Annotated in this window: 16 protein-coding genes; 7 read left to right on the top strand and 9 right to left on the bottom strand. The window is 42.9% G+C overall.

Annotation, left to right across the window (positions count from 1 at the left end):
• The first annotated feature begins 10 nt into the window (after positions 1–10).
• Complete coding sequence (locus tag B1L02_RS06640; protein ID WP_088530396.1) at positions 11–571, top strand: TIGR00645 family protein; 561 nt, start codon at positions 11–13, stop codon at positions 569–571.
• 131 nt (positions 572–702) lie between these two features.
• Here the strand turns inward: B1L02_RS06640 and B1L02_RS24130 are convergent, their stop codons facing one another.
• From B1L02_RS24130 to B1L02_RS06660, 3 genes are read right to left on the bottom strand one after another with little or no spacing between them, the layout of a single operon-like run.
• Positions 703–1,956, bottom strand: coding sequence for a hypothetical protein (locus B1L02_RS24130; RefSeq protein WP_174694549.1), 1,254 nt, complete (start codon positions 1,954–1,956; stop codon positions 703–705).
• Positions 1,953–2,786 carry an ABC transporter ATP-binding protein gene (locus B1L02_RS06655; RefSeq protein ID WP_088530397.1) on the bottom strand — a complete coding sequence of 278 codons (834 nt, stop codon included), beginning with the start codon at positions 2,784–2,786 and terminating at the stop codon, positions 1,953–1,955. The genes B1L02_RS24130 and B1L02_RS06655 overlap by 4 nt, the downstream gene beginning before the upstream one ends.
• Positions 2,786–3,157, bottom strand: coding sequence for a GntR family transcriptional regulator (locus B1L02_RS06660; RefSeq protein ID WP_088530398.1), 372 nt, complete (start codon positions 3,155–3,157; stop codon positions 2,786–2,788). Before B1L02_RS06660 ends, B1L02_RS06655 begins: the two co-directional genes overlap by 1 nt.
• A gap of 89 nt (positions 3,158–3,246) precedes the next feature.
• Here B1L02_RS06660 and B1L02_RS06665 point away from each other — a divergent pair, with 89 nt between their 5' ends.
• The 6 genes from B1L02_RS06665 (at position 3,247) to B1L02_RS06690 (ending at position 11,624) form a co-directional block, all read left to right on the top strand.
• Positions 3,247–4,731, top strand: a complete 1,485-nt coding sequence (locus tag B1L02_RS06665; RefSeq protein ID WP_088530399.1) for an alpha/beta hydrolase — start codon at positions 3,247–3,249, stop codon at positions 4,729–4,731.
• 3 nt (positions 4,732–4,734) lie between these two features.
• Complete coding sequence (locus B1L02_RS06670) at positions 4,735–5,469, top strand: ATP-binding cassette domain-containing protein (RefSeq protein WP_088530400.1); 735 nt, start codon at positions 4,735–4,737, stop codon at positions 5,467–5,469.
• Positions 5,466–6,602 (top strand): ABC transporter permease, encoded by a 1,137-nt coding sequence (locus B1L02_RS06675; protein ID WP_088530401.1) that lies wholly within the window; start codon positions 5,466–5,468, stop codon positions 6,600–6,602. The genes B1L02_RS06670 and B1L02_RS06675 overlap by 4 nt, the downstream gene beginning before the upstream one ends.
• 163 nt (positions 6,603–6,765) lie before the next feature.
• Positions 6,766–7,659 (top strand): tRNA 2-thiocytidine(32) synthetase TtcA, encoded by an 894-nt coding sequence (gene ttcA / locus B1L02_RS06680; protein WP_088532247.1) that lies wholly within the window; start codon positions 6,766–6,768, stop codon positions 7,657–7,659.
• A 541-nt stretch (positions 7,660–8,200) separates the two neighbouring features.
• Entirely contained in the window at positions 8,201–10,354 is a 2,154-nt protein-coding gene (locus B1L02_RS06685) for a TonB-dependent siderophore receptor (RefSeq protein ID WP_088530402.1), read from the top strand.
• Positions 10,355–10,427: 73 nt separating this feature from the next.
• On the top strand, positions 10,428–11,624 hold the full coding sequence (locus B1L02_RS06690) for a PepSY-associated TM helix domain-containing protein (RefSeq protein WP_088530403.1): 1,197 nt from the start codon (positions 10,428–10,430) through the stop codon (positions 11,622–11,624).
• Positions 11,625–11,678: 54 nt separating this feature from the next.
• On the opposite strand, the gene uspE is transcribed toward B1L02_RS06690, so the two are convergent.
• From uspE to B1L02_RS06720, 6 genes are all read right to left on the bottom strand, one after another.
• Positions 11,679–12,602 carry a universal stress protein UspE gene (uspE, locus tag B1L02_RS06695; protein WP_088530404.1) on the bottom strand — a complete coding sequence of 308 codons (924 nt, stop codon included), beginning with the start codon at positions 12,600–12,602 and terminating at the stop codon, positions 11,679–11,681.
• Between the two features lie 118 nt (positions 12,603–12,720).
• Positions 12,721–13,455 (bottom strand): FNR family transcription factor, encoded by a 735-nt coding sequence (locus B1L02_RS06700; protein WP_088530405.1) that lies wholly within the window; start codon positions 13,453–13,455, stop codon positions 12,721–12,723.
• A gap of 185 nt (positions 13,456–13,640) precedes the next feature.
• Positions 13,641–14,312 (bottom strand): sulfite exporter TauE/SafE family protein, encoded by a 672-nt coding sequence (locus B1L02_RS06705; protein ID WP_088530406.1) that lies wholly within the window; start codon positions 14,310–14,312, stop codon positions 13,641–13,643.
• Between the two features lies 1 nt (position 14,313).
• Complete coding sequence (ccoS, locus tag B1L02_RS06710) at positions 14,314–14,514, bottom strand: cbb3-type cytochrome oxidase assembly protein CcoS (protein WP_088530407.1); 201 nt, start codon at positions 14,512–14,514, stop codon at positions 14,314–14,316.
• On the bottom strand, positions 14,511–16,886 hold the full coding sequence (locus B1L02_RS06715) for a heavy metal translocating P-type ATPase (RefSeq protein WP_088530408.1): 2,376 nt from the start codon (positions 16,884–16,886) through the stop codon (positions 14,511–14,513). Before B1L02_RS06715 ends, ccoS begins: the two co-directional genes overlap by 4 nt.
• A gap of 6 nt (positions 16,887–16,892) precedes the next feature.
• The gene (locus tag B1L02_RS06720; RefSeq protein WP_088530409.1) at positions 16,893–17,384 is read right to left on the bottom strand and encodes a FixH family protein; all 492 of its coding nucleotides are present in this window, start codon (positions 17,382–17,384) and stop codon (positions 16,893–16,895) included.
• Positions 17,385–17,482 lie beyond the last annotated feature (98 nt).

Below are 17,482 nucleotides of genomic sequence, written 5' to 3' on the forward strand. Positions count from 1 at the left end.
CTTACTAAACATGGTGAAAATCAAAAACATGGAGCAAGAAACTAAGTCTGCGAACGAGCAATTTAATCGTTATGAACATCTCTTAGAAAGAACCTTATTTAAAGGACGATGGCTGCTAGCGCCTTTCTTTGTTGGCCTGCTACTCGCGATAGTGTTGCTGTTACTTAAGTTCTTTAAACAGCTCTATGTGATGACCATCAGTGCGCTGACAGCGACAAATCAAGAGCTACTCATTGGTATTTTAACATTGGTTGACACGGCATTACTGGCCGGCTTGTTGATCATTATTATTTTTAGTGGCTACGAGAATTTTGTTTCTAAACTTAATGTCGAGCCACAAGAAGACAAACCGACTTGGATGGGGAAAGTTGGCTTCTCAGGGCTTAAGATCAAACTGATCAGCGCCATCGTAGCTATATCTGCGGTAGAACTGCTTAAGGTCTTTATTCATTCTCAAGATTTAACGAGTGAGCAGCTAGCTTGGAAAGTAGGAATACACATTACTTTCGTGATCTCTGGGGTGTTGTTTTCGGTTACCGACTTTATTAATAGTCGTACCCACTCCCATTAAATAGACCCGCAAAAAAGAGTGATAATCGACTTAAGCTCACTATCACTCCTTTATTCTATCCTGCACAGCCTCTGGTGGTTCAAGCGCTAGCGCAACGCATCTTCGTGAGACACCTCGGATCCGAGCACTTCTTAGTCAAACTTCTTATTACTGTAAACAAGCAGTGAGGTGGCTATCACAACGTAACCTAATAATAGATATACGGTGGTTGCAGATTGTTCGTGATTTAACAGGTAAGATTTAAACGCACTATGTAAAATGACTACGAACATGCAGGAAAGAGACAAGGCAAGGGCGCTTGTAATTATGCTTCCTAGCGCTACGCAAAGAATAAACCCTGCTACTGAGGCAATAAATACCACTAAGTAGAAAGCCACCGTCTCGAATGTGGAAAAGAAGCTACAAGCTAGCAATATTAAAAGTTGAAACAAGGCTAGGCAAAACCCAAGTTTAACCGCAGAGACGTGGTAAGCCTGCTTTATTGCTTTAAGGCTCGAATAGATAGGGAGTAGGTATAGTTGATCCCATGTCATTTTTGTTTGTAGTTTGGACCAACAGACAAAAATAGCGACCATCAGAACAAGCATATCGGTAAAGCCGATAACAAAATGGAGTGTGACACCAAAAAAGCCACTTGCCACAATCGCTAATAGCCCAGAGACAAGCAAAATCTGACAGGTTTGTATCAACAGATTACCCGCAAAATAGCTCATTGGCATAAAAAATTGTCTAAACCGCTGAGTGAGGAAATCTGGAGTAAAGGTATTACTCGGGAGCCAGCCAGTCTGTATATTATTGATGTAGGTTTGATATGCCAAGTGATGCCATTGACAGTTATGATCTCGTTCCACTAATAGGTAAATCCCCACTAATATTAGAGGAACGGCGAGCAGTGCTAAAATTTGAGGAGCATCACCAAAAAACATAGCGAGCATAAGTACGAGCATGAAAACGTAGCTATTATGCCTGAAATATATGCTATTTCGCATACATAGCAAAAAGAAGCTGGCGCCAAAACTAGTCGCGAATAACATCGCATAGGAAACTTCAAGTATGGGACGGTTGAGAAGTGTAAGGGTGTTAAGCAGATAGCCAACGACTAGTATTACAGTTCCTTGTAGGTATACGTGCCGTTTAATTGCAGGGAATAGTAATGCGTTTTCTTGGGCTTGTAATTTCACTAACTGCCAGCAAAAAGCCATCCATAGTGCGCTGATCGCAAAGACCAAACTAAATGTTTGTATGTTCTGGTCTTCTATTAAGGTCAATAAAGGTGAAGCGATAGACGCTAGGATCCCAGGAATAAAAAAATTTGCAGAACCACACTCTCGTAACCAAAACCCAGAAAACCCTGTCCACCAATTGCGCCGAGTTAACGTACTCATGCGTGTAGCTCCACAAAGAGCTGTTCAAGGTTGCTTTGACTTTGCTGTAGCTCTGCCGGCCAACTTGAGCCGTTTTGAGCTTGATAAATGCTAAAACGTTCAGATTGGTGAAGTGAGTTTCCCGGTGGCAGATTACTCGTAAGATGATGTGGAACAAGCCTAATTTGCTCTTTCAGTGTATCTAATTCGCCAGTAATCAAGACTTTACCATCTTTGATAATGGCAATATGACTCGCGACGCGCTCTACGTCAGAAGTGATATGCGATGAGAAAAGCACACCAGAGCCAGACTCCAGCGCTAACTCGAATAAGTCGGACATAAATGCTCGGCGAGCAATAGGATCGAGGCTTGAAACTGGCTCATCAAGGATCAGTAACTTAGGTCTGTACGACATCGCCATTATCAGCGCTAAGCTTTGTTGCTGACCGACTGACAAGTTACTTATCAGTTTGTTTTCGTCTAACTCAAAACGAGAAAGCCATTCTTGCTCAAGTGTAATATCCCAATCTGGATAAAAGCTACGGTGTAGTGCAAGCGCGTCTTTTACTTTAAAACCTTGATAGCCACAGGGTTGCTGTGGCACATAGCCAATTTGGCTCTTGCATGCAGGGCTCAGCTCTATATTGCTGCTGTTGAGGCAGCTAACCTCACCACTATTTTGTTCGATTAACCCAAGTGCAATTCGCAGTAGTGTCGTTTTACCGGCCCCGTTTCGTCCTAGTAAACCCATAACCATGCCAGGTTCAATAATAAGATTTATGTCTTCAAGAACCGGCTTGTCGGCAAATTGTTTATGGATTTTGGTGAATTGTAGTAGTGGGCTTGTCATTATTCTTGTCCCCAATTTTTATCAATCAATGATATCAATTCAGCCTTACTTATCCCAAGCTGTTTCGCATCACTAATTAAAGTATTTAGGTTTTTATTGAGCAGGTTATCAGTCTGTTGTGTAGTTTGCTGTTGTGCAACTCGAGTCGGCTGGCCGCGTCTTCGTTCAAGCCAACCTTGATCGACAAGTTGCCCGATAGCCCGAGAGACGGTCATCGGATTTACCGAGAAGTGTTCAGCAAGCTTTCTTACAGAAGGTAGCTCTTCTCCGGCTTGTGCTTTACCTGACACAATTAAACGCACTATCTGATCAAATAGCTGTTTATAAATCGGCTCTGCGCTGTTGGGGTTGACATGAATAAGATCTAGCATTACTCTAATTCTACTGTATTAATACAATAATACACTGATACACTCACTTAAAGTTAGCATACTGACCGTGAGTCAACAAGGAAATAACTATGAAAAAGCCATTTAAGTTTAAGAAAAGCTTAGTAAAGCTTGCGCTGCTTCCTTTCGTTTTAGGAACTGCGCTGCCATTACAAGCGGCAACATCAACAGTAGAATTATCCGCTTGTTATGCAAAAGGCCTCGATGACAGAGCGCAATGCGGAAAAATCTCACAACCAATAAGTGAAACCAAAACAGAACAAAAAATTGATATACACTTTATGGTTATTCCTGCAATAAAGCCGCTTTACCCACAAGAAGCGATTATTGCGTTTGCAGGGGGACCTGGGCAATCGGCCACCGAAATCGCTGCAAACTTTGAAAGAATCCTTAAATACGCGAGAGAAAATAGAGACATTATACTTGTTGACCAACGAGGCACTGGAAAATCCAATCTATTGCAATGTGATATGGATGATCTTGAGCAACAATTTGCGCTAAATGATACCTTATTGGGTCTCGATTTTTATAAAGAAGATGCCCTCAAGTGTAAAGAAAAACTAGACACAGACCTTTCTGATTATACGACGGTTGCAGCCGCAAAAGATTTTGACGCGGTAAGAGCCTCACTCGGTTATAGCAAATTACACTTATATGGTGGCTCTTATGGAACGCGCATTGCGCTTGAGTATATGAGACAGTTCCCTGATAGTGTTGCATCGGCTGTGTTAGATGGTCTTGCACCCAATAACCAAAGTTTAATGGCGATTGGTGGCGCGATAGAAGGTTCATTGAACGCCCTTTTTGCACAATGTGAGGCCGATAAAAAATGTGCAAATAGTTATCCGAATCTAAAGCAGCAATGGGAAGACTTACTTAAGCAAGTTGAGCAAACGCCGATAGAGGTTTCTGTGCTTCACCCAAGAACCAGCAAACCGCTCGCGATGACGATGACCAAAATGAAGCTCTTTGGCGCGATTAGGATGGCGCTTTACTCTCATTCTTTCCGCGCATTGGTGCCGCTTGCGATTAGTGAAGCGACTAAAGGTAACCTTGCTCCACTTGTTGGCATGATGGCACCAAGTGAAGACGGTCTTGGATTGGCAATGGGGATGCATCAGGCGATTGTATGTGGGGAAGATTGGCCACGATTAACAGCGGCAGAAAAAGCCAAATATAGTGAAAACTATATGGGTAAGATGATGATTGCAGGACTGGATGCTACGTGCCCAATTTGGGATGTGAGTCCGGTGCCGAGTAGCTACTATGAACCCGTTACGTCCGATATTCCAACCTTACTGCTTTCTGGCGGATTAGACCCAGCAACGCCTGCTAAGTGGGCAGAAGTTGCGATGGAAAAACTAAGCAATGCCACGCACTTAGTTGCGCCAACGGCTACGCATATTGTCGCAGGGCAAAGCTGTGCTAATAAGCTTATTGCTAAGTTTTACGATGAAAAGACAGTGGGAGACTTTGATACGAGCTGTCTTGAAGAAGACACACGCAAACAATTCTTTATGAACATCAATGGCCCAGCAACCGCTGATAAGGAGTAACTCATGATCCAAGTAGATAACTTATATAAAAAGATTGGTGAAGTGAATGCGCTAGACGGGCTATCATTTACCGCTCGCGATGGCCAAATTACCGGACTATTAGGTCCAAATGGGGCAGGTAAAACGACCTGTTTACGTACCGTATTTGGTCTACTTCAAGCTGATCAAGGTATGGCGTCTATCGATAGTATTAATGTTGCCAAAGAGCCAACTAGAGCAAAGCAACAATTAGGATTGTTTCCAGACCCATGTGGACTGTACGAGCGCATGACACCGCGTGAATATACCCAGTTTTACGCTGAATTAAGTGGAATGGACGCAAAATCTGCCGCTACAGCGACGCAAGAAGTATTAGAAAAGCTACAAATGTTGGATATTGCAGATAGACGCTGTAAAGGTTTTTCACAAGGTCAAAGAATGAAAACGGCGTTGGCGCAGGCAATCGTGCATAAACCGACGAATATTGTACTTGATGAGCCAACACGGGGCTTAGATGTGATGAGTACAAGAGTGTTACGGGATTTGTTGATGATGCTTAAAGCGCAAGGTCACTGTGTCTTATTTTCTAGCCACGTGATGCAAGAAGTTGCTGCGCTTTGTGATCATGTTGTGGTCATGGCGAAGGGCAAAGTGGTCGCGGAAGGCTCTCCGCAAGCCCTATGTGAACAAACGGGTAAAGCATCGCTCGAAGAAGCTTTCATTACCCTAATAGGTACAGATGAAGGAATTGCAGCATGATGAAATTAATCTCGGTCTTATTTAAAAAAGAAGTGCTAGACGCCAGTCGCGACAAACGTTCGGTAATGGCTGGTCTTTACTATTGCATCGGTGCACCTATTTTAATGTGTGTATTGTTTACCGTCATGTTTAAACAAATGGCTTCGCCTGATGCACTCAAAATCACCATTAAAAATGCAGAGAATGCGCCCAACTTAGTGCAATTTTTAGCAAGTAAAGAAATTGAACATGGTGAAGGCGAAGAGGTTAAAGCCATTACCTTGGAGGTAAGCGAAGACTACCAAGAAAATATGACGCAAGGTAAGAGCGCGACGGTATTTATCATCGCCGATAAATCGGAGCAAAAGTTACGTTCATCAATTAACCGTTTAGAGCGTAACCTCATGCTATACAACAGCGAAGTTGCTTCATTGCGGTTAGTAGCGCGCGGTATTGACCCAACAATTGCACGTGCGATTGATGTCCAAACTCATGACCAAGCGACACCGACCTCTAAAGGGGGCTTCGTATTAGGTATTGCGACGTTATCTATTATTATTTCACTATTTTATGCGGCGATGGGTATGGCAATTGACAGTAGTGCAGGGGAGCGTGAACGCAACTCTTTACAGCTATTACTTAGCCACCCGATCAGTACCATGCATATTGTGTTAGCTAAAGTGGGGGCAATCGCAGGTTTTTCTATCATTGCTTTAGTGTTAACCACCATAGTATCTAAGTTTGCTTATAATATGGTGCCTTGGGAAATGATGGGCTTTACGGTGGTTATTGGTCCGAAATTTATTATTTCAGCAATTATCATTGGCCTGCCGATTGCCTTAATGTCTGCCAGTTTATTGATATTTATCTCTTTCTTGGCTAAATCATTTAAAGAAGCGCAATCTTATGTAGCGATGGCGCTGTTTATTCCGGTAATGATGAGCATGGCAACGACCTATGATATTGCTACCGATATTATGCAGTGGATGCCGATCGCAGCGCAGCAAAACGCAATGATTGAAATCATTAAAGGCAATGCGGTACCTGTACCACAACTATTGCTGTCAAGTGCGGTAACGTTGGGACTGTTTGCTATCTTTACCTACTTAAGCAGTCGTATGCTTAAAAGTGAAAAGGTGGTGTTTGGTCTTTAATTTATTAGTTCCCAACAATGGCGCCCGAAGCGGCGCCATTTTTGTATTTTACCTCATCTCAATTTCACGTATAATCGGCGCCCCATAATTGATGTAGTAATGTACTAGCGCGATAACGCCCACAGTACACAGTTGAGTAAGTATGAATACGGCACCTAACACCATGACAGAGCAAGATAATCGCAAAGAAGTTTTAGAGTTTAATAAGCTGCAAAAGCGTCTGCGCCGTAATGTCGGCAACGCCATCAAAGATTACAATATGATCGAAGAAGGCGATGTGGTGATGGCTTGTATCAGCGGTGGTAAGGATTCATTCGCCATGCTGGATATTTTACTTAGTCTAAAAAAAGCGGCACCAATTCACTTTGATGTGGTGGCAGTCAATCTGGATCAAAAGCAGCCTGGGTTTCCAGAGCATATCTTACCAGAATACTTTGAAACGTTAGACATTCCTTATTACATCATTGATAAAGATACTTACTCAGTCGTAAAAGAGAAAGTACCAGAGGGCAAAACGACTTGTGGTCTTTGTTCACGCTTGCGTCGTGGCACTTTGTACTCATTTGCAGAAAAAATTGGCGCGACTAAAATCGCACTGGGTCATCACTTAGATGATATTGTCGAAACGCTGTTTTTAAACATGTTCTACGGTGCAAGAATGAAAGCGATGCCACCAAAGCTGCGCTCAGACGATGGTCGTAATGTGGTGATCCGCCCATTGACTTACGCACGTGAAAAAGATCTCATTCAATATGCCGAACATAAGGATTTTCCTATTATTCCGTGTAACCTGTGTGGTTCGCAGGAAAACCTGCAACGTCAAAACATTAAATCTATGTTGGTAGAGTGGGATAAGAAGACGCCAGGTCGAGTAGAAAATATCTTCAAATCGATTCAGAATGTTAGTCCAAGCCAACTGGCTGACACCGATCTGTTTGACTTCGAAAGTCTGCCCCTAGATAGAGACGGAGAGCGTGAAGCTTATGACTTTAATGAGGCCGTGGTTTCCTCTACAAACATTGATGAATCATTATTTATTGATGTTACCAATATTTAATTTGCAGTATTGATGTTCTCAGACTAGGTCAAATAGGCCTAGTCTAAAACTCAATAATCCGTACTTCAAATACTTAACCACGCTCGCTTTCCAGTCGACTAAAAGCCTTTCACTTTTAATAACCTGCCAATTTTCCTGTTCTCTAACTCATAAAGTTAGTAGAGAAAACGACATCTGCATGAGATATTTTTGCTCACGATGAATTATACCAATTAGTCTTAATACTTGCTCAATTTGAAGGAGCAAATCTGACGCTAACTGTGTTAAAAATTTTTCATTTAGAACAACTAAATAGCAAAATTTTCGCCGTGTTATCGACAAGATTTTCTCGCCTCAAAATAGATCACTTAATTAAGCGAATTGGTATTAGATGAAGTGTAAAACAAATCATATCTACTCTCTTAAAGTAAAGTTTAGATGAGTTGGTACTTACTCTTAATTTTGCGAAAAATGCAATTAAATGCATGATAATTATTTTAAATGTAACTAATAATTGTTATCATTTGTCTGCGCTTTAATAATAACTAAGTTGTGGCTCTAAATGAAAACAGTATCAAAATTATCCCTTATCGCGTTAGCGATTATGTATCCCTCTTTGTATGCGTCAGCTCAGCAGCAATCAGAAGAAGATAAGCTTCAAGACAAAGAAATAGAAAAAATAACCGTCGTTAGCCGAACATTAAATTTATATCGTAATGGTGAGTCTTCTACAGGGAAGCTTGCGGTTGACCCACTTAACTCGACCCAGATGGTGACTTCTCTCAATGCAAATTTGATCCGTGATTTAGCAGCAAGAGATGCTAAAGATCTCTATCGTAATATCGCGGGAGTAAGCCAATTTAGCTACGCAGGGGTAACTGCACGTGGCTTTCGTCAAGAAGAAATCTATTTTGATGGTCTAAGAGGCGACCCATATGTTGGGTTTAATGTCCCGCAGCTATTTAATGTAGAGCGTGTCGACTTTTTAAAAGGTCCCGCCGGTATGCTGTATGGACCTGGGGCACCTGGTGGATTATTCAACTATATAACTAAAAAGCCGCAATCTGAGTTTAGTGCCAACACCCGTATCATTGCAGGCACAGATAGCCGCTATGGTGCTTCTGGCGAAGTGACTGGTGAAGTAGCACAAGCGCAAAGTATTCGTCTGGGGGCGTTTTACGAACAACAAGATACCTACCGCGATAATAGTGCCAGCGAAGTGGCAATTGTGGATGCAGGTTACGCTTATGATTTTGATGATGCTCGTTTGATTTTGCAATACACGCACTACAAACAGGACTTAGACGCAAATCGCTTACGCGGTGTCCCCGCTGGTGATGACGGTGAGTTTTTAACCACACCATCATGGAACCATAACGAGCCTACAGACTTTTTAAATCTAACCTCAGATGTATTGCAAGCGAGTGTTGTTGGGGATTTGAGTCCATCGCTAAGCTACAACGTTGCGCTTCGCTACATAGATAATGAGCAAGAACAAAATTATCATGAACCAAGAGCACTCATCGACAGCAATCATGATGGTCAAATCGATTTGGTCGCACGTGAGTTTCGAGATCAACTAAGAGCCCAGTCTCAGCTATCTTTTGCGGCTAACTTTGTATACGAAACACAAGTACTTGGCGCTGAGCAGCGTACCGCATTTGGACTAGATATATATTCTGGTGAAGAAGATGCGTTGTTGGGTCGAGCATCAGCATCTAATGACTTTGTGACTCGATACTTAAATGGTACGTCGTTAGGCTCGGATATTTTGCCTTTGTCTCTCTACAATCCTAATTATGGCGAAACGCAGCCAAACCAATACAATGTGAAGTTTGCACCAGAAAGTACAACAAAACAAAAGCGTAATGGTACCTATGTACTCAACGAGCTCGCTTGGGAAAAAGTGACGCTTGTTGCAGGCGTACGTTACGACAGGTTTGAAGACGATGCCAATGGCAGTAAGTTTGATGATACCAATGTCAGCTTCAGAATTGGCGGTATCTACAAGCTATCTGAGGATATCTCATTGTATTCACAGTGGGCTGATTCTTACGAACCTCAAAGCGTATCCAGTCAGGACGAAAAAGCGGGTGGTCCATTTGAGCCAACGACGGGTGATATCATTGAAGTTGGGCTTAACGCAGAGTTATTTGACGGAAGTACATTGCTAAAAGTGGCTGGTTATCAGATAACAAGGCAAAACTTGCTACAAAATACAGGTACAGATCCTGAGCAAGATGGTGTTGATAATTTAGCGCCAATCGGAGAAATCACGAGTAAAGGCCTAGAAATCGAGTTGATCACCGACGTGACCCCTGACTGGGTAGTAAGCCTAGCCTATGCCTTTAATGATGCGACTATCACTGCGGATAATGGCGCTGGTGGGATCCGCAATAGTGTTGGCGATAAATTTGCCAACGCCCCTGAAAATCAGTTTGGGGTGTGGACTCGATATCAGATCCCTGAGTGGAATTTGGCTTTCGCAGTTGGCGGTAACTATGTGGATGAGCAGCTTAGTCTATCTGGCCAAACACTAAATTCCTACTTCGTCGCTGACACCTCAATTATTTGGGAGTTGGATAACTACAGTGTGCTGTTCAGAGTTGAAAATGTATTCGACAAAGAGTATGCCGAGTCGGGCTTCTTAGCGCGCACAGGACACTTTCCGGGCGATCCAAGAAATGCTTTCCTTGAGTTTACCTACAACTGGTAATGCTTAAGTTAATCTGAGGCTCGGTGAGTTATCCGAGCTTTGATAATGAAAACCAGCCCTTGTGAGGACTAACATGGCGGACAAAGCTAGACAAAGAAAGCGACTACGCAAGTTATATGATTTACATGCCTGGGTAGGCTTTCAACTAGCGGCCGTTATGTTTGTGATCCTCGCAACGGGCACCATCGCAACTGTTTCAAATGAATTAGACTGGCTTGTTTTTGATCAAATGCGTGCAAGCGATAAGCCCGCAGATGTAAATGGTCAAACAGCCGCGTCGTGGAAAAACATGTATGCGTCGATAGCTGAGCGCTATCCTGAAGGCCGTATTATTACGTTAGGTACGATGGGAAGCGACTACTTTACCTATCGAGCACGGGTGGCTTTCGAGGCTAAAAGTGATAGGTATGTGCACGTCGATCAATGGACGTATGAAGTAACCGGCGACATCCCATTACTTACCATTCAACGATTTTTTAGAGATTTGCACCGTTATCTATTTATGCCTGCGGTGCCTGGGCTGCCAATCGTCACCGCTTTTGCTTTCATTTTAATGATCTCTCTCTACACTGGGCTGAAAACCACACGGAATTGGAAAGTTGCACTGTGGCGCGTGAGAGTGGCGCAAGGTACAAGAGTGTTTTTGAGTGACTTGCATAAGGTCTTTGGCTTATGGGGACTGTGGTTTACTACGCTTATTATTATCACGAGTATCTGGTATTTGTTTGAGTTTAGTGCACGGGTAGCGGGCGTCAGTTTGGAGTCTCCAGCGCCAAGAGTTGAGCGTGTTACAGTGAAAAAAGACGAGGATACGCTCTGTGCAGAGAAATTTGCAAGCGCTTTTGAGAAAGCGCAAGCTGCTATTCCGAACTGGACGATAACAACCGTACAGCTGCCAAGAGCAGATACTGCGGTGATGCGTTTTCAAGGAATGAGTACAAACCCTTTGCTTCGGGATAGAGCGCACAAAGTTTATATGGACCCAACAACGCTAGAGGTTTTAGCAATACAGCAACCTGAAAACATGTCTTTGGGTAATTATCTTAACGAATATGCAGATCCATTACACTTTGGTTATTTTGCTGGGATCACCTCTAAGCTTATATGGTTTGTGTTTGGTCTTGCGTTAACCGGACTGTCGTTTACCGGCGTGATGATGACATACAAGCGCACTAAGTCTAAAAGTATAACGGGCGCACAGTTGGCAACGTTGCCGATATTTTGTTTATCAGCATTTTACTTTTATTTCTGGCTAGCAAGGTATACCTAGAAGGGCGTGTGCGGCTGGTTATTTGCCGCACATTAAATTAATTTGAGCACTGAGTTAGTCTTCTAATGGGGATTTATAGCCATCAGGCTTTAATGCTAAGACATCACAGTCTAAGCTATCGATCACATGCTCAGCTGTATTACCAACTAGCGCTGCACTCAGTCCGGTGCGACCGACAGTGCCAATGACTACCAACTCAGCGTCTTTTTCTTTAGCAACGTAGGGTATAACGTCCTCTGGTAGACCTTCTTTGATGATGCAATCGCTTTTATCCATGGAATAAGTGTTTGCGAGTGCAAAAGTCTCGTCTTCATGATGCTTTTTAACTGCTTCGTTGTATTGAGACGGATTAAACTCGGGAATTTCAATCGCTATATTGACAGGTGTTGCTGGGTAGGTGTTTACCAGGGTCAATTTTGCATTGGCCAATTCACATAAAAACTGAGCGTCAGTAATGATTCGTTTATTGAGTGCTTGATGTTGCTCGTTATCACTAACAGAGTTGACTGCTGCAATAATATTGCCTTGATCTGGCCAAGCGTGATCCTTAACAAGCAATAAAGGTGCAGGGCATTTGCGAATTAAATGCCAGTCGGTTGGGGTGAAGATAACTGACTTTAGGGTATCGTGCTGATGCGTGGATTTAATCACCAAGTCATAATCATGCGCCAGCACGGTTTTAATAATCGCTTCGTAGGGGCGGTTGTGCCACAACACTTTAGTTTGGATACTAACACCAGAAAAGCCCTTAACCATATCGGCAAGCCATGCTTCTCTGTCCTTGATCACCGCTTCACGCATTGCTTCACGCTCGTCTTTAGACAACATCGTGGTCATTTCATAAGAGAAGTCATAAATAGACATAAATGCAGTGATGGCTGCACCGGTGCGCTTGGCAAGATTGATAGAGCGTTCTAAGCTATTTTGGCGCTCTTTGGTTGGATCAATTACGGTGAGTATACTTTTGATTTTATCCACGACTATCTCCTTAAACGGTATGCAAATAGAGTCAGAAGTTTTTGTCACTACTGACTCTATTGAGTGTAACCGATCTTATCTAAGGATAAAGTCTTAACGATAAATAGTTTGTTCTAAATCAAGCTGTAATCGCGGCTGTTTCAGCAAGGGCTGTCGCGTCAATAATGGTGATAAACTTGCCTTCAACCTTGATAGTTCCCGCTTTTTGGAAACGGCTGAGCAAACGACTAATGGTTTCTACAGTTAGGCCCAGATAATTACCAATTTCGCCGCGTGTCATCGTAAAGCGGAATTCTTTACGAGAAAAGCCACGCTCGCCAAAGCGATTTGAAAGGTTATAAATAAAAGTTGCTAAACGTTCTTCCGCAGTCTTTTTATTCAATAATAACAGCATCTCTTGGTCGTAATTGATTTCACTACTCATTAACCGCATTATCTGCTGGCGTAGTTTTGGTAGCTTGCCCGCTAATTCATCTAGGGTATCAAAAGGGATCTCGCACACCATAGAGGTTTCTAAAGCTTGTGCGAAGCTTTGGTGCTGCATTTTATTGATGGCATCAAAACCGACAAGATCGCCCGCAAGGTGAAATCCTGTGATCTGCTCATCACCTTGTTCAGACAGTGTGTAGCTTTTAAATGAACCTGAACGAACAGCAAAGATGGCGTTCAATGGCGCACCAGACTCGAAGAGAAAATCTCCTTTGTGAAGCGGCTTTTTACGTTCGATGATTTCATCTAACTTGTCCATTTCGCTGCCATTGAGCGAAAATGGTAGGCAAAGTTGACTGATACTGCAATTGTTGCAGCTGATTGTGCATTGGCTCTTTGAGCGGTTTTGATTACTTAAGTCCATAAAATTTCCATAAGTCTATGACGCACGTGAAGGCGACCTAGTATCAAAGAATAACGTCCTTAGTACTACAGATCGCCGCAAACTCATATGACACGCAAAAGAAAACTTGGTTACCAATTGGAGCTCCTAATCTCAAAGCGCTAACCAATAATCTTAAATGATGAGTTTGCTAAGATAAGGATAGGTTAATGTACTAACTTATCAGTTGCAATAATAATTAAATAAACACCATACCAAATCAGTAGGTTCCCCATAATAATACGAGTAACTAAATGATTTATAAACTTTTGTAGTAGCTGCGCAGATTGTCCTATTGCAACCAGCGCAGGCATAGTACCAGCACCAAAAGCGAGCATGATAAGCGCTCCCTCGAGCGGCGATTTAGCTTGTAATGTCCATGTTAAAGCCGAGTAAACTAGGCCACAGGGTAGCCATCCCCATAAGGCGCCGTAGCAAAATGCTTTGGTTTTGGTATTGACAGGCATTAAGTAGCGATTGAACTTAACGATATGTTGCCAAATCAAGCTTTTAGCAAATGACTCTAACCATTTTAAGGTGCTGGCTAAGCGCATTACGTAGATAGCGACAAGTACCATAAAAATCCCACTCATCAATTGTAATGCAATGGCGACAGATGTGTTTTGCTTCGCGAGACTTGCCCCAAGTAGGGCAACTAAGCTGCCTGCCAGCGCATAACTGGAGATACGTCCGATGTTATACAACAGAGTAACAGTCACCGCAGAGAGCTGTTTGCTCGCCAGCTGCAGCGAGCTGGCAATACCACCACACATCACCAAGCAGTGTCCACTTCCTGCAAGTCCCATTACAAATGCGCTTAGCAAGCTTATCTCATTCATGCTAGTTGTCGTTATTACTCTTGTCAGTTGATGGCTTTACGGACTTATTACCCGTTTGCACTTTATCGTCATCGAATAAGATGCTGTGGCCCTGTTTATTCAAATCCGAAAATTGCTCGCTTTTTACTGCCCAAAAGAAAATGCCAATAGCAATAATGACGAATAAAATGGCGATAGGTATTAATACGTAGATGATACTCATAGCTTTAATAACCTTAATGAATTGCCGATCACGATGATCGAGCTGGCTGACATACCAATGACCGCTATCCAAGGTGGAATGAGTCCAAGCGCAGCGAGTGGCAGAATTGAGCCGTTGTACAGGAGTGATATTGTTAAGTTTTGCTTTACTATTCTGCGCGTTTGTTTAGCTACTTGCTGAAGGGCTAGAATGGCATTCAAATCGCTATTTAACAACACCACATCGGCGGTATTTTTTGAGATGTCTGCGCCAGTATCCATCGCAACTGACAAGTGAGCGCTATTGAACACTGGGCTATCATTAATGCCATCACCAACCATAGCGACAATCTCGCCTTGTTTGGACCAAGCTTCAACGGCTTTTTGCTTAATCTCTGGTGTGCAAGCACTTTGGTAACTATCTAACGCTAACTGCTGCGATAACTCTTTGCCCGCATTGGAGCTATCTCCAGTTAGCATATGACAGCTAAGGCCAGCTTGTTGTAATTGTTCAACAACCATTTCTGCATTGTTTTTTACTTTGTCATTGAAGTAGAAGTCAGCAACTGCCTGGTTATCAATGAACAAGGTTGCTTGAGCAAATGACGCGTGGTTATCAAACCAATGGCTTTTTCCAAGGGCAATGGAGACTCCTTTCCAGTGACCACGAATACCTGAACCTGCCACCACTTCAACGTCTTGGACTAGGTTTTCGGTTGGTGTGATATGTGCAAATGCTCGGGCTATAGGATGCTCTGAAAAGCGCTCTAAAGCAGCTGCAAAATCCAAGACTTGTTGCTCTTTATACTCGGTTTGCAGCAATTCGATATGTCTGATTGAGAAACGGCCCTCGGTCAGCGTGCCCGTTTTGTCAAAGGCAACACGAGTTAACTTAGTCGCCGTTTCTAATACATGGGCTTCTTTAATCAAAATCCCCTTCTTTGTAAGAGATGCGACGGCACAGGTAAGCGCGGTTGGTATAGCAAGACTTAATGCACAAGGGCAGGTTGCTACAAGCACCGATATAGTGACCCAAAACGCCTTATCTGGTGAAATTGGGTACCAGCCAATAGCGGTAACTGAGGCAAAAACTAATAGACAGGCAACAAACCACTGCGCGACTTTATCGGTGATTTCAACCAATTTAGGACGTTTGGTGAGTGCATTATGCTGTAGTCGAATAATTTGGTTGAGCAGGGTGTTTTGCCCAATTTTATTGATCTCTAGCGTAATTACGCCGTCGTGATTCACTGTTCCTGCATACACTTGATGGCCTTGATATTTTTTAACTGGCAAATGTTCGCCCGTCATCATCGACTCATCGACGGTAGTATGGCCTTTAATCACTAAGCCATCCGCAGGGATAGTCTCTCCTGCTTTAACTAATATCAGATCGTTCAGTTTTAGTTTTTTAGCCGCGATATGTTGTTCGTTATTGTTCTCATCAACCTTTCTGGCGGTCAATGGCAGCAATTTCTGTAGGTTTGCAGTAAACTCACTGGCTTTGAGTCTGGCTCTGAATTCGAGATATTTACCTAGCAACAGCAAGAAGGTAAACATACAGATGGATTCAAAATAGACTTCGCCGACCTCCATAAAAGTAGCGTAAGTACTAGCGCCGTAGGCACCGAATATGGCAAGTGAAACAGGGAGATCCATATTCAGTTGTTTAGCCTTTAGACCTTTAACTGCATTAGTTAGAAATGGCATCGCCGAATATAGAATAACAGGGGAGGCAAGCACGAGGCTTATCCAACGAAAGTACTGTTCGAAGTCTTCTTCCATGCCTGAAAACATGCCAAAGTACATGGCAAACGCAAACATCATCACTTGCATAGTCATGAGGCCTGCAACACCTAAACGACGGATATACGCCCTCGCTACGGCTTGTTTCTGTGCGGCTTCTTCATCGGCTTGAAACGGGTAGGCCTTATAGCCGATCTCCATCAAGGATTTGATGATATCGCTTAGCTTAACGTGTGTATCTTGCCATACAATCATGGCGCGGTGTGTGGAGGTGTTTACATCAACACGGACGACACCGCCAAGCGCTAGCAGTTGCTTTTCGATAAGCCAAGCACAAGCGGCGCAGCTTATCCCTTCAACACTAAGCAGTACCTCTTTGTGCTCACCGCTAATTTCAACGAAATCTTCTTGGATTTCATCGTTATCATAGCTAAGTAGCATTTTGAGTTGCTCTGGTACAAGCTCTTCAACTTTACCTGCACTTTCGGTGCGGTAAGTATAGTAGTCACTCATACCTTGAGAAATAATGGTTTCGGCAACGGCTTGACAGCCAATACAGCAAACCGGTTGCGCGTTACCCTCAAAGGTAACCGAGCCTACAAACCCTTTAGGAATAGGCTCCAAACAATGAAAACACGAATTTGCCATAGCAGTTTACTTATACTGTGGAGTGACCGCGATAACACCATCATGTGGCAGTTGAATTTTTTCCTTCATTTTCCAACTGCTATCCATAGGCTCAATAAATACAGTGAATGCACCGCTATGTGGTTCATCAAACAAACCCGTAAATTCGCCGCTGGCGTTTTTAGTCAGTGTGACTGCAAAATCGTATTTTTTAATGGTGCGGTGATAAAAAGAGAGTTTTAATGCATGAACTTTAGAAGCGTCGCCCTTAGTAAATTTAAAGGTGACTTTCTGCTCTGCTACTTGTAGATCACCATGTAAATAGAGCGCTTTCGCTTTATCAAACTTACTCAGCTCGAGGTTGATTGCTTTGCCTTTTTTGTAGTAGTCATCAACGACCATATCAGGACCATTACCGACTGCAAACGTGATGAGAAAAACACAGGCAACGACAGTAACAAGTGGGAAAAAAATTAAAAACCAAGGCCAAAAATTCTTATACCAAGGGGTAGGGTTCATAATTGCTCACATGGCTATAAAACTTGCCAGTATTCTACCGTAAGTTACGGTAAATACCTAAAAAAAAGCCTCCAAATGGAGGCTTTTTTGATCTCAAA

Source organism: Pseudoalteromonas piscicida (genome assembly GCF_002208135.1).
Taxonomy (GTDB): domain Bacteria; phylum Pseudomonadota; class Gammaproteobacteria; order Enterobacterales; family Alteromonadaceae; genus Pseudoalteromonas; species Pseudoalteromonas piscicida_A.